This window comes from Thalassotalea atypica, from assembly GCF_030295975.1.
Taxonomy (GTDB): domain Bacteria; phylum Pseudomonadota; class Gammaproteobacteria; order Enterobacterales; family Alteromonadaceae; genus Thalassotalea_F; species Thalassotalea_F atypica.
This window is the reverse complement of record NZ_AP027364.1, coordinates 3,740,724-3,755,319: the sequence shown is the minus strand read 5'-3', so window position 1 is coordinate 3,755,319 and position 14,596 is coordinate 3,740,724. Positions and strand designations below refer to the sequence as shown.

Below are 14,596 nucleotides of genomic sequence, written 5' to 3'. Positions count from 1 at the left end.
TTATACTTGTCTAGTACTTCAAATTTTAAAAAGAATTACCTCTGTGAAACATAACCTATTATTTTGGCTACTTATTTTAGCCAGTTCTTCAGGCCTTGCCCAAGACGTCAAGCGATTCAAAAATTTTGGCATTGATAATCCTATGTCATATAACTTCGTCAGAGCCATTGCGCAAGATAGGGATGGATTTATGTGGTTTGGTTCATCAGAAGGACTCGATCGCTTTGATGGTCACCAATTTTTAAGCTTTCATCACGATGCAACAAAACCTAATTCATTGAGTTCCAATGTTATTAGTCGAATAATCATCAATAGTAAGCAGCAACTCTGGGTGGGCACTTTTGGTGGAGGGCTCAACTTGTACCGAGAAAATAGTCAAGACTTTCTCCGTATTACTACCCAAACACCAGCGCATATTTTAACCAATGACACGGTTAACGCTTTGTTTGAGGACAGCGAGGGGAAAATATGGGTTGGCACTGCTAATGGCCTTAATGTTTTGTCTTTTGTTGACGGTCAGTGGCTTATTAAACAGATCTTTCAAGAGCTAGGTAATCCCAATAGCTTATCTCACAATACCATACATGCCATCACTGAAACCCGTGATAATCAAATATGGGTTGGCACAAATGGTGGTGGTGTATCTGTATTTGATTTAAGTGGAAATTTTATTAAAACCGTAAAATACGGCGACAGTAGTAAAAGTCATTACGTTAATAAATTTGTTAATGCTTTACATGCAGATAAGCAAGGAAACGTTTGGATAGGCACAGAAGACAGTGGGCTGCTTAAATATAATGTTGATTCTGAGACAGTTAATCATTATCAATTCTCAGCTCAAGATCATAACGTCATTAGTAGCAATACGATAAATGACATTTATCAAGATTCTAGCAAAGGGATTTGGATTGCTACCGACAATGGTTTGTCTATTTATAGCGATGACAGCAATAGTTTTAGCCTCTATAGCCACTCTCCAGAAAACCCCTACAGTTTAAGCAGCGACTACATTTTAAGCTTTTTTGAAGATGATAAAAAAATGATGTGGATTGGGACTTTTACAGGGGTGAACCGTTGGGATCCCAACATGGCTACTTTTCGTCAATACAGCTCTCATACTAGTCCAGAGTTAGAGAATAATAACATCACGGGCTTTACTCAATTCGACGATAAGTCTGTGATATTTAGCACCTATGTCGGTGGCATTTATCAGTTATCTACTTCTAACGGCACTATTAGGCAACTAGAATTGGGCCAATCTTTTAGTGAACACCGGATCATGAGTTTGCTGGCCGATGAGAATACGCTGTGGGTAGGGACGCGGGCGTCGGGACTGTATGCGGTTGATATGACAACACATCAAATAACGCCTTATCAGCATGATGCTAGTGATGAACAGTCGCTCTCGGCTAATAGTGTTACCGATATTATTAAAGATAGTAACGGTAACATTTGGGTTTCTACCTTTCATCAAGGACTTAATTTACTGAGCAGCAATGGCACGTTTAAACGCTTTGTGCAAAACGAATCGGAGCCTGCGAAAGGGCCTTCAAGTAATCATATATTACAAATATTGGAAGACGATCAAGGCTTTATTTGGGCAGCAACATTTGGTGGTGGGCTAAGCCGATACGACTCCAAATTAGAAGCTTTTGTGCATTTGCGTCATGAGCAGGACAATCCAACCAGCTTGCCTGACGACTTCACATGGATAATGCTCCTTGATGAGGAAAAAAACCTTTGGGTGGGTACTCAAGCGGCTGGACTAAGCATACTCAGTCGTGAGAATCGCTATGACAATAACTTTTCGTTTAATCATTTGGACTCAAAAGATGGCATGAAAAGTATGACAGTGTATGGCATTGTACAGGATTTATATGGTGATATCTGGTACAGCACCAGTAAAGGGATTTCTCGTTACTCTGCTGATGACAAAAGTTTCAAACACTTTAATCTTACCCATGGCTTGGTAGATTTAGAATACACCCATTCATCAGTTTTTCATGGTTTGGATAACACCCTATATTTTGGTGCGGGCAAGGGCATGAATAGTATTAATCCTAAGCGTATTAATACCAATATTTCAGCTCCAGCTATTCGCTTAACTAATATTTTAAAATTAAACGAACCGATGAATTTAGGCACTAGGTTGTCAAAATTGACCGAGCTAACCTTGGAATATACTGATCAGCTAATTTCATTTGAGTATGTTGGTTTAAACTATGCTGATCCTGAATCGACTCAGTACAAATATCGTTTAAGTGGCTTCGATGATGAGTGGATTGATGCAGGAAAATCTCGTAGAGCTACCTATACCAACCTGCCATCAGGTCATTATCAGCTGCAAATAGTTGCCGGAAATAATGACAATGTCTGGAGTGAACCAGGACTATCATTAGATATTATCGTCAAGCCAGCACCTTGGAATACATGGTGGGCCTATTTGCTTTATGCTGTATTAATTGCCTTATTGTTATTGGCCTATTCTCGGTTCTTGAATCGTAAATTGCTTATTGAACAGCAACAAAAAGAATACCTAAAACAACAAGTTCAAGAAAAGACACAAGAATTCAAGTTGAAGAATGTCGAACTTGAACATGCCAATCAGCAACTAGAAGATGCGGCGACTATAGACAAAGTGACGGGGGTTAAAAGTCGTCGTTATTTAGATATCTATATTGAACAAGCTACGCAACTTATGTCTCAAATTCACGAGAATATTCTGCCAGTTCAACGCAGTATTTTACCTCGACTGTACCTTGTGATGGTTAAACTCGACAATATTAAACAGGTGTCTAATAGCCAATTAGTCAACCTGACGGATTTACTACTCTATAGCCGAAACAATGAAGATTTAGTGATTCGCTGGGCTGATGATAGTTTTGTGATCATTGGTTATGAAAAAGACGATAATGTGCGTGAGCTTGTCACTCGTTTAGTGGATCGCTTTGAGCAAGTGTTAGGACAGGATATTAACACTGGGGTTGCCTATTCTTTTTACCCGTTCAACTTTGAACAACCCATGGCATTGTCTTGGGATCAAGTCAGTGTACTGACCGAGCATGCACTGCAAGTGTCTAAAAGTAATAGGTTGAACTGGTTGGGTTTTTATGCACCGAAAGTACAACCGTTTAACTACCTTGATGTCATTCAGCAACACGACGTTGAAGAGTTGGGTAAATTGATCAAAATGAAAAAAGGTTAAGGGGCGTTGTTATCCGAACGCCTTAGGAAGGATCATCTTGCTGGGCGATACGTTGTTGATATTGTTTTGGCGTGCAATCAAAGCTTTCTTTAAAACAACGACCAAAATATGTTTGCGACGAGAAGCCAACATCGAGTGCGATGCGACCAATTTGAGTACCTTTGATTAGTAATTCTTGCGCCTTTTTCAGTCGAAACTCTTTAATAAAGTTGTTGGGCGTGGTGCCTAGAATCACTTTAATTTTTCGCTGCAATTGCCTTTCACTCATTGCCAGTTCTTTGGCAAGTAATGATATATCTAATTCTGGCTCGGTATAGTATTTGGCAATTAAAGCTTCAAGCTTATGCAAAAACTTATCATCTAGGCTACTTTGCTCTGTTGTATCTTGCGCGAGTTTAGATACATTTTCTTGGCTATTAGTTTTCCGCTCTGCCTTTTGTTCGTCTGAAAATTGTTGCAAGTAGCGCTGTTGAAGCTGTTGCCTGTTGGCAATTAAACTCTGAATTCTTGAGAGTAATTCGTGTTGATTAAATGGCTTACTTAAGTATTCGTCTGCCTTTAAATTAAGGCCATGTAGTCTACTTTCAAGATCAGACCTTGCCGTAAGTAAAATTACGGGGATATGCGCCGTTAACTCGTCTTGTTTTAATTGACTGAGTACTTCAAAGCCATCAATGCCGGTTAGCATTAAGTCACAAACAATTAAATCGGGGATATACTCTTGCGCCAATTTAAGGCCTAATTCGCCACTGCCAGCAAGAATACAGTGATGCTGTTGTTCAATTACTTGTTTGATGTGGCTTTGCATATCTAAATTATCTTCAATCACCAACACCACTTGTTGTGAATGATCGGCCTGTGTGCTGGTTGCGGAACGTTGTTCAGTCAGCAAGGAAGCAACTTCATTTTCTGAAACGCTGATTGCGACTTCAGCTTCTGAATGATTAGCGGACGCCCTTGGTATTGAAAGGCTGAATTTACTGCCATGGCCTTGCTCGCTGACTAAGCTGATGCGCCAGCCATGTGCTTTAACAAGCTCGTTGACCAGCGACAATCCAATACCTACGCCAAAAGTAGCTTGATTTTTTACATCATCAGCCCGTTGAAATCGCTCAAAAATTTTATCTTGAGAGCTTTTGTTTATACCAATACCTGAATCTATAATATCGAGAATAATGGTGTCTTGCTCGGTATAGGCATTGACCTGTACTGAGCCCCCTTTTGGAGTGTATTTGACAGCGTTAGCCAGTAGGTTGAAAATGATTTTCTCAAAGGCTTGCCCGTCACAATCTAGCCATAAGTCGTCAGGTATATGACTTGAAAAGGTTAAATCGCTTTGCAGCGCTAAACGCGAAAATGAATCAATAGGCATTGTCATTAAATTGTTCAATCGGTACGTGCTAAGTGACAGCTGCGGATTATCGCTCAGTCGTGAAAGCTCAAGTAGTTGTTCCACCATACGTACCAATCGTAATCCATTGCGTTTCGCTGTAGTGAAATCTTCATTTTCCGTATCGTTTGGAACCTTGGCCAAATACCTATCAATGATGCCATTAATAATCGTAAGCGGTGTTCTAAATTCATGAGAAATATTGGCAATGAACTTATCTTTCAATTCCAAAGCTTGTTTTTCTGCATGCTTTCGTGCGGATAGATTAATAAAGGTAATAACGATTAACGGCTGCTCCGCTCGGTCTGCCCATTGCAATTCAGCTTGCGCTGGAAACTCAGTGCTGTCGGAGCGCAGCGATGTACATTCAACTGAAATGCCTAACTCTTTACGTTGTAATGAGTAAACATTGCTTTGGAAGTCAAAAAAGTAATGCATTTCATCTTTTACAGCGAACAAAGTACTTGCCGACAAGCCTTTTAACTCCTGCTCTAAGCTTTGAAACATTTGTACAGCCGCAGGATTCGCTGACAATATTTCGCCAGCGACGGAAGTAGTTAATATGGCATTGTTTGACGCATTGACAATTGCTTTGTATTCGCTGTTTGTTAGCGCATCAGTTAATTGATGGTTTAAGCTCTTCAATTGTAGGTGCTGACTTTGTGTCGAGCGTAAATTATGCTTAAGTTTTCTCAAGTCGTTGCGACGACTGTACGCGTTGCTGTAAAGCAAGACCGAGCCAGCAAATAGCCAAAACAGTATAACAATGGACTGTAAGTTGGATGAAGTACTGTAAAAAAGTGACTGTTCATACCCGTATAAATGAAGAGCGATCGGTATGATCATCAACAGCAGCAAAAATAGTTCGGGGTTATTGGCCTTTCTGATAGCCTTTGGAAATTGAGTTATTTTTAACGTGACATTTGCGCAAATTACAAGGAAGAAAAAGGGCAATAAAATAGTGAGTTGAAGGTAATAACTCATGGCTACTGAGTTAACACTACTGTCCATAAATGCATTAATATGACCAAAAAACAATGCAATTGAACTACTCATTAACAAGCCATAAAAATAACGCCAAAAATTGTCTTTACTGGCGAACAAGCATAAGCCTAGCCGCGTAATAATGAGGCTGGTGATCAATAACTCAAAAAATAGTGACGGCTTGCCTTGTTGATAAATTTGACCGGAAAACTCAGCCGGCAGCAAAACAAAATAACAAAAACAAATGAGTGTAAAAAAGATAATAGGTACACGACCATTGATATATTTGTTAACTGGCACATCACTTAAGTGGGGGTTGGTCTCAATTGCCAATAAGATAAAAAAATACACGAAAAGTGAAGTGAAGTCTTGATATAGCTGTTCGCTGATACCAGTAGGTGACCCGTTTAAAAATTTACTGGTGATGATGGCTAATATTGCCAATAGTATATATTGCCAAAACAACTTAAATGAACGGGTTGTGTTTTTTCTGAAACAATTAAACACTATGACTAGGCTGCACAGATGTATTGTCGATAATGCAACAGATGAAATTACAACAGGCGAAATAGACAGCGTGTTAGCAACAAAAACATGAGGAATAAAAGTCGCCATACCTGCAAGGGCTATGAGAAATTGTCTAATACGTATGGGCAATTTTTTTTCCTAGTGGTTATCAAATCCTGTCGATAATATTCAGCTATCAATCCCGTATAACTAATGCTTTGCGTAATTTATAATAACAATCCGTTAACATCAAGTTGCTACCTCAAGTTAACGAAAATCTATCACGACAACCAGTACATAGAACAATCGTAAAGTTAATGAATTGAAATGCACGGTGTAATTGCTTGCTTTATGTTAAAAAACTAAGTCGCAAACGACTTGATAAACTTGAGGTTATTATAGTATTACCAGTATAGCAGCCGAAGAAAACTCATGTGTGCTACAAATGAATACTTAGATAGGAAACCCGCAACCTCATCATAGAAAAGGTGTATTAAATTTATGCCTTTTGTTATTTTATATTTTTACATTCAAGCCGCTGAATTCATGAGCCAGTCGACCTTAAACCTTTCAAATTACATCAGCACAGAAATTGCTGGAGAAAGTGCGCTTATCCTCTATTTGACCATGGCAGAATATGAAGGTGGAAATACTAGTGAACTTATTGCAGCACTCGCTAAAAAACTCGCTGCACACCTTTCATCAGTGATAACAGAAGTTGTACCGTCCTATCAGTCAATGTTGATCAGCTTTGATTTGTTTAAAGTTGATCATTTGTCATTGTCGCGGCGAATTCATGCTCTTGCAGCAGAGGTGACATTATTTGATGTTGATAGTGCTAAGGAAGTGACGCTACCTGTTTACTATCATTCAAGTGTTGGGGCAGATTTATCGCGCATTGCACAACAGGCAAAGATATCGATCGAGGATGTCATTAAAATACACCAAAGACCAACTTACACCGTACAAGCAATTGGTTTTGCGCCAGGGTTTTCATATTTAGGTGATGTTGACCCAAAAATCATCACGCCAAGACTTAACACCCCGCGCACAAAAGTGCCAAAAGGCGCTGTCGCTATCGCAAATAATCAGACCGCAATTTATCCACAAGTCTCTCCAGGCGGGTGGAACATTATCGGCTTATGTCCAACAACGCTTTTTGATCCCAATACTGAGCAGCCCTCATTACTTTCTGTGGGGGATAAAGTGAAATTTTTAGCCATTGATAAACAGCAGTTTATAGAGTTGGGTGGTAAGCTTGATGAATACATGGTGGAAGACAATTAATGCAGTCGAAATTCAAGGTTGTCCATCCGGGAGTACATAGCCTTATTCAAGATAATGGCCGAGTGGGGTTCGCGCATTTAGGTGTCACTACCGGGGGCGTTGCGGATAAGCAAGCCTACTATTGGTTAAACCGAATGCTGCAAAATGAACAAAATGCTGCGTGTATTGAAATTACCTTTGGCGGACTAAAATTGCACAGTCTATGTGAGCAGGTAATTTGTCTTACTGGGGCAGATATGCCGTTAACTATCAATGGCCAATTACAGCGGAATTGGTGTTCTCATCAGGTGAAATCTGGCGACGTTATAGCAGTGGGCTATGCTAAATCGGGTCTTAGATCCTATTTTGGTGTTCACAGAGGGTTTAAGTTTGAGCCTCAATTTGGTAGTTGTTCAACCGTGGTAAGAGAGCAATTGGGGGGACTAAACGGGCAAGCATTGAAAGTAGGCGACGAACTCGGTTGTGATCTTTTATCAACAATAACAAATGGTGAAAAGAAAACTACTCATGTTAAATGCTTTGCATTAGGCGTGATGGATATCCCTCGTTATCACCAAACGGTGACTATTCGGGTTGTTTTAGGTTATCAATATCAAGCGTTTGAAAAAAATGAACGTGACGTGTTTTTCAACAATGAATACCTAGTGTCAAAGCAATTTGATCGTATGGGTTATCGATTACACGGAGTTCAAATTCACTCAAACGTACAGGCGTTGAAATCTGAAGGCATTTGCTATGGTGCTATTCAAATTCCGCCAGATGGCCAACCGATTATTTTACTCAATGATCGCCAAACGTTAGGGGGCTACCCTAAACTTGGTAGCATTTTCTCATTGGATGGAGACAAATTGGCGCAATGTGGTCAGGGAGCGAAAATTAATTTTGTAGAAATAACCGCTGAGCATGCAAAGCAACTGCTGATAGAGGCTCAAAGTCAACGCCAATCAATACAGTTAAAACGTTTTCAACCTTCTAGTGGCTAACGCCTTTCCTGTTTATTTCACCACAAAGTCATAAGCTTCGCTTGCTTGTGATTTTGGCACTTTATTATAGGTATAGTGCCACCATTCCAACGAATAGTTCTTAAAACCGTGCTGTGCTAAATGATCTCTTAAAAAGAGTCGGCTTTGCTGTTGTTGCTTGCTAATTAAGGGGGATAGGGTGTGAGATTTTTCATCAAATAGATCAAAAGCGCTGCCCATATCGACCTCTGTCCACTTACCGTTTTGTAATTTTTCAATGGTTAAGTCGACGGTAAAGCCTTTAGAATGGCCTGACCTTTCCGCAATGTAAGGGCCAACTAACGTGTCTTTATCAATGTTGGGATAGTATTGCGTCTTGGTTTTTTGGTCCGTGAGATCTTTGGCCCAATGCATAAAATGTGCAACGGCGCGTTCAGGACGATAACAGTCGAAAAACTTAAAACGAAAACCCTGCTGATTCAAAGCGTCGGATGCTTTTTTTAAATCGGCGATAGCACGCTTATCAATAAAACATTTTTCCGCTTGATACCCGTTAATGCGTGTACCAACAAAATTGTCATTACTGTAGTATTTAATGTCGTATTTCAGTGTGGAAAGTACTGTTTGTATGTCGATAAATTGATCTTTATCTTCATGCTGCGCTAATGCTATTTTGGGGAGCATTAGCATTGTCGCTGCCGCAAATAAAATTAACGGTATTGAATTATTCGTCATATCATCCTAAATATTTAAGTTATCCATTGATTTTACATTACGCTAATTTTTATGGATGATGAAGCTAATATCGTTCTCCCCATAATTATTAAAAACAATGCACTCATTTACTGTTAAGTTTATTAGCCTATTTGCAAGCGCACTACTGTTGTCCAATACAGCTCTTGCCAACACAGCGCCTTCTTTGTTCACCAACGTGCCACAGGTTACGCAGCAAAAACTAACACCGGAATATTGGCTGACTCAAAAGAATCAGGCATCTTCGACTAAAAATACCTCTGTTGATGACTTAATGTTATCGCGTGAACAAATCAACAGATATAATCAAAAACAGTATGACTCACAGCGCTATTTAAAGAATCCACTGACGTATTCTGAGCAAATACAAGGAAGCAAAATTAAAGCGATGATTAATCGCATCAGTAAGCCAGCAAGCGCGCCTCGTTATTATCAAAATAAACAACAGCTCAGCGCCAAAGATTATCAGCATTATATCGACAAAATGGCATTAACCGATATTGGCAAACAACAAACCATAGCGTTTGGTTTAGTCACTAAAAGGGCCAGCCTACGTACATTTCCAACGACAGACAGAGTATTTAAAAAAGACATCAATACGGATCTGGACCGTTTTCAAGAAACAGCGGTATTTCCAGGAGAAGCAGTAGCAGTGCTGCATTACAGCAAAGACAAAAAATGGGCATTTGTACAAAACTACCATTACCGTGCGTGGCTGGAAACCTCTGCGATAGCGATAGGTAGCAAAGCACAAGTCGATGAATATATATCGCAAAAATCTAGGCTCATTGTTACGGGAGCTAAAGTATTCACCAACTACAACCCTAGTCATCAACAAGTTTCTGAACTTCAATTAGACATGGGGGTTAGTTTGCCACTGCTTTCCCATGAGGAATTTGCGCAATACCAACTATCGGGTCAGAACCCTTATGCTAGTCATGTTGTTATACTGCCATCTCGTTTGCCAACCGGCAAGCTAGCCATAGTACCTGCACTCATTGCAAAATCGGCTGACGTGAACTTAGGTTATTTACCTTTTAGTCATTCTAATGTGATCAAACAAAGTTTCAAATTCTTAGGTGAACGCTATGGTTGGGGGCATGATTTTAATGGCCGTGACTGTAGCGGCTTTATCGGTGAAATTTTTAAAACCTTTGGTTTGCACATGCCGAGAAATACTAGCCAGCAAGGCTATGGCGAGATTGGCATCAATACGCGATTTACAAAACAAGATTCGATAGAAGTTAAGCAAAATGCATTAGCTCAATTAGAAGTGGGGGACTTAATTTATTTGTCAGGCCATGTCGCTATGGTCATAGGTTATGATGAGGCGAAACAGCCTTTTATTATTCATGATGTGTACGGCTTACAGTATCAAACGGATAACGTAGCTAAAGAAAGCGCTACTCAAGTTAAAGGTGTGCTCAATGGTGTATCTGTTACGCCAATCTTACCGTTTACACATTATATTTCTACTATGTATAACATTCAGAGGTTGGGTAAATGAGCAATTGCAAAGGAGTGTTGTTGGGGGTGGCTTTTTTATTATTGTTTGCTCATATTGGGCTGAATGCTAAAGAAAATCGTTATTCCATTTTGAATGAAAAAACTCAACAACTGGTGGTCGTTATTACTGAAAATGAACAAGCTACACAAGGAAAGCTATCCACCTTTACACTAGCGGCTAACAATCAGTGGCAAGCACAGGGCATCAAAACGGGTATTGTTGTTGGCCGCACGGGTATTGCGTGGGGACAAGGATTGCATCCTGAACAATCGGGTAATCAGAAAGTTGAAGGTGATGGCAAAGCGCCGGCAGGGGTTTTTCGTTTAGGCGATGCTTTTGGCTATCTTAGTGGCTTAAATACACAACTTAAATACACTCCAATGACAGCAAATGACTATTGTATGGATGTTGTTGCTTCTCCTTTATACAACCAAATAGTCTCTACTGATGACGTAGGTAAGTCAGCGGTAAAAGGCAGCTCTGAGCCTATGCGCCGTGATATCCATAGCAATGATCATTTGTATAAAAAGGGCATTGTTGTGCACCACAACCCCAATAATATTGCACCGAACGGCAGTTGTATTTTTATGCATATTTGGCGGGCTTCACACAAACCAACAGCAGGTTGTACAGCCATGCCTGAAAAGCAAATGGATCGTTTACTCGCATGGTTAGATGCCAGCAAACAGCCAGTATTGGTGACCTTAACTAAAAGGCAGTACCAGAAATTTCAGTCGATATGGGATTTGCCCAAACTTGAATTGTTCTAGGTCTGTTGGTCGTTGTCTAGTCAATGACAGGATCAAGGCCGAGAGATTGTGCAAGTTCATTCAAAAACAATTGCAGTTGATGCTGTAGTTGTCCTTGGATGTTTGACTCAACCCATTTAGCACTATTAGCCGTGGCACTGATGTCTAACAGCGCCATAAATACGCTATGTTTTTTTTGACTGGCTGAGCTAGATAAAGCGGTATTACTTTGAGTATTAAGTTGCCACTTATCATTTGTTTTCAATTGGAAATGTTGCTCAAAAAACGCTTGGCTGACCAACGTAACTTTAATTGAGATAGTTTTGCTGTCATCGCCATACCAATTGGCTTTTAACGTTGAAAAGTTTGCCCATGCTTCAAGTTTTTCAAGCAATCCACCTGATAATCCTAACGACTGAATCAATGCTTGATCAGCATTGATGGTTATAGGTAAATCACTTGAAATAGGCATTGTTATAACTCTTTTTTAAGTTTGTACAGTAAATCAAGTGCTTGGCGTGGCGATAAGTCATCAACATCGATATGTTTAAGCTGTTCAACCACTGGATGCTCAACATCCATTAAGGCCAGTTGTTCAAAAGCTTTTGGCTCGCTAGCAATCGTTGGCGGCGCTTGTGTTTCTAGTTCGGCTAAGCGTTGTTTTGCTCGCGTGATTACAGGTTTTGGAATGCCGGCTAATTGCGCCACTTGCAACCCGAAACTCTTGCTAGCTGCACCTTCTTGCACTGTATGCATAAAGATAATGTTGTCGTCATGTTCTATCGCATCTAAATGCACATTCGCTAAGGTGTCAATTTGCTCTGCAAGTAAGGTCAATTCAAAATAATGGCTGGCAAATAGGGTGAATGCTTTGGTGTTTAACGCCAGCATTTCAGCACAAGACCACGCTAAAGAAAGACCATCGTATGTACTGGTACCACGGCCAATCTCATCGAGCAACACTAGGCTGCGCTCAGTGGCATTATGGAGAATGTTGGCTGTTTCGGTCATCTCTACCATAAAGGTTGAGCGGCCACTAGCTAAATCATCAGAAGCACCAATTCTTGTGAATATGCGATCAACTAAACCGATTTTCGCTGCATTTGCCGGCACGTAGGCACCAATGTGTGCCATTAATACGATCAAGGCGTTTTGGCGCATGTAGGTCGATTTACCACCCATGTTTGGCCCAGTGATAATGAGCATTTCTCTGTTCTTATCAAGTACAACAGGGTTGGCGATAAACGCTTCATCGGTCATGTGCTCAACCACTGGATGGCGACCACTTTCAATGTTAATGCCTTTTTCATCAACAATTATCGGCTTAACATAACTCAGTGTTTCTGCGCGCTCAGCCAAGTTGTTTAGTACATCCAGTTCAGCAATGGCGTCTGCAAGTTGCTGAAGATCTACTAAGTGCGGTAATACTTGATCAAATAGCTGTTCATATAAACGCTTTTCAAGGGCTAAGAACTTGCTTTGTGCGCTTAATACAGTTTCTTCGTGTGCTTTTAGCTCTTCGGTGATAAAGCGCTCGTTGTTCTTTAGTGTTTGACGACGTATATACTCGTTAGGTACTTGTCCTGCTTGTGCCTTGCTCACTTCAATAAAGAACCCGTGTACTTTGTTATAGCCCACTTTTAAGGTAGGAATGCCGGTACGCTCTTTTTCTTTTTGTTCAATTTGCTCTAAAAAGTTAGTGGCGCCTTGGCTTAAATCTCTTAGAACATCTAATTCTTCATGGTAGCCCGGTGCGATTACCCCGCCATCACGGATCAATACAGGTGGATTATCAATAATCGCTGATTCTAGCAACTGTTGAACATCTGTCATTGGCAAGGTGTGCTGAGCAATTTCCGTCAAGTGCTCGCCTTGAGCTTGTGTCAATAATTCTTGCAGGTGCGGTAGTTGCTGTAAGGCGTTACGTAATCGGGCGAAATCTCTAGGACGAGCAGAGCGCAAGGCAATACGTGCCACGATGCGTTCAATATCACCAATGCCTTTAAGGCAACTGTGTAATTCAAACGATAGCTCATCTTGAATGACAGACGAAATCGCATTTTGGCGTTGGTGCAGCACATTGATATCGCGCAGAGGAAAATGCAGCCAGCGTTTTAACAAACGAGAACCCATGGCTGTCGCTGTTTTATCTAACACGGAGGCTAGTGTGTTTTCGAAGCCACCTTGCAGGTTTTGAGTAAGCTCTAGGTTACGACGTGTTGCAGCATCTAAAATCACGCCACGCTGAGAAGATTCGCAAATTATTGAGCGAATATGCGGTAAGGCGCTTCGTTGACTGTCTTGCACATATTGAAATAAGCAACCAGCAGCAGAAATACCACGTACTTTATCAGCGACACCAAACCCAGCTAATTCTTTTGTGCCAAATTGCTTGTTGAGTAATTTTGTCGCGGTATCGAACTCAAATTCCCACTCAGGACGACGACGTAAACCTTTGTAGTTATCCAATAGTTGTGGACAGGACAAATTTTCAGGGTATAGAAGTTCCGCTGGCGACAGTCGTTGCAATTCTGCTTGTAGTTGTTCTTGTGATTGTGGCTCTGTAATCACAAAGCGGCCACTGGTCATGTCTAAATACGATAAGCCAAATCCCTGCTTGGTTTCGCAAATAGCTACAATTAAGTTGTCTTGCCTATCGTTTAGCAACGCTTCATCGCTGACAGTCCCCGGCGTTACTATACGTACAACTTTACGTTCTACCGGCCCTTTACTTGTCGCTGGATCGCCGACTTGTTCACATATGGCAACCGACTCGCCAAGTTGAACTAACTTAGCCAAGTAAGTTTCCACCGCGTGATAGGGTACGCCGGCCATAGGAATGGCATTGCCACCACTTTTTCCTCTAGCAGTAAGGGAAATATCCATTAAATCTGATGCTTTTTTTGCATCATCAAAAAACAACTCGTAAAAATCACCCATGCGATAGAACACCAAGATATTGGGAAATTCTGCCTTTATGGTGAGGTATTGACGCATCATTGGGGTGTGAGCTGATAAATCTGGAGTTGCTTTAGTCATCGATTATTTTAGCGCTGTGAATGAGGGATAAATTAATGCGTTGATTATGCCATAAGGGAATGACAGGTACTCAATTATTTTTATCAAAATACGCTAGAAAAAAACTACTGTACAAATTGTGCTATTGACGTCTTCTTTCCAAAGTATAACTTTTTGATGTGATTTTTGAAAAAGTTATCGAGTCCAATTTTTCCCTTTTATATCAATGGCTAA

The 14,596-nt window shown here is 40.5% G+C and carries 9 protein-coding genes; 5 read left to right on the top strand and 4 right to left on the bottom strand.

Annotation, left to right across the window (positions count from 1 at the left end):
* Positions 1-43 precede the first annotated feature (43 nt).
* Positions 44-3,205: a ligand-binding sensor domain-containing protein gene (locus QUE03_RS17030; protein ID WP_286263157.1), complete on the top strand. Its 3,162-nt coding sequence runs from the start codon at positions 44-46 to the stop codon at positions 3,203-3,205.
* A 22-nt stretch (positions 3,206-3,227) separates the two neighbouring features.
* On the opposite strand, the gene QUE03_RS17025 is transcribed toward QUE03_RS17030, so the two are convergent.
* Complete coding sequence (locus QUE03_RS17025) at positions 3,228-6,236, bottom strand: ATP-binding protein (RefSeq protein WP_286263156.1); 3,009 nt, start codon at positions 6,234-6,236, stop codon at positions 3,228-3,230.
* 351 nt (positions 6,237-6,587) lie between these two features.
* Between QUE03_RS17025 and pxpB the strand changes: the two genes are divergently transcribed.
* A complete protein-coding gene (gene pxpB / locus QUE03_RS17020; RefSeq protein WP_286263154.1) occupies positions 6,588-7,373 on the top strand; it encodes a 5-oxoprolinase subunit PxpB in 786 nt (261 codons plus the stop codon).
* A complete protein-coding gene (locus QUE03_RS17015; RefSeq protein WP_286263153.1) occupies positions 7,373-8,356 on the top strand; it encodes a 5-oxoprolinase subunit C family protein in 984 nt (327 codons plus the stop codon). The genes pxpB and QUE03_RS17015 overlap by 1 nt, the downstream gene beginning before the upstream one ends.
* A 12-nt stretch (positions 8,357-8,368) precedes the next feature.
* On the opposite strand, the gene QUE03_RS17010 is transcribed toward QUE03_RS17015, so the two are convergent.
* The gene (locus tag QUE03_RS17010; protein WP_286263152.1) at positions 8,369-9,070 is read right to left on the bottom strand and encodes a M15 family metallopeptidase; all 702 of its coding nucleotides are present in this window, start codon (positions 9,068-9,070) and stop codon (positions 8,369-8,371) included.
* Positions 9,071-9,167: 97 nt separating this feature from the next.
* On the opposite strand from QUE03_RS17010, the gene QUE03_RS17005 reads away from it, so the two are divergent.
* Positions 9,168-10,595, top strand: a complete 1,428-nt coding sequence (locus QUE03_RS17005) for a C40 family peptidase (protein WP_286263151.1) — start codon at positions 9,168-9,170, stop codon at positions 10,593-10,595.
* On the top strand, positions 10,592-11,365 hold the full coding sequence (locus tag QUE03_RS17000) for a L,D-transpeptidase family protein (RefSeq protein ID WP_286263150.1): 774 nt from the start codon (positions 10,592-10,594) through the stop codon (positions 11,363-11,365). The genes QUE03_RS17005 and QUE03_RS17000 overlap by 4 nt, the downstream gene beginning before the upstream one ends.
* A 16-nt stretch (positions 11,366-11,381) precedes the next feature.
* Here QUE03_RS17000 and QUE03_RS16995 read toward each other — a convergent pair whose 3' ends face one another.
* Positions 11,382-11,816 carry a hypothetical protein gene (locus tag QUE03_RS16995; protein WP_286263149.1) on the bottom strand — a complete coding sequence of 145 codons (435 nt, stop codon included), beginning with the start codon at positions 11,814-11,816 and terminating at the stop codon, positions 11,382-11,384.
* Positions 11,817-11,818: 2 nt separating this feature from the next.
* Positions 11,819-14,383 carry a DNA mismatch repair protein MutS gene (mutS, locus tag QUE03_RS16990; protein ID WP_286263148.1) on the bottom strand — a complete coding sequence of 855 codons (2,565 nt, stop codon included), beginning with the start codon at positions 14,381-14,383 and terminating at the stop codon, positions 11,819-11,821.
* Positions 14,384-14,596: the final 213 nt, after the last annotated feature.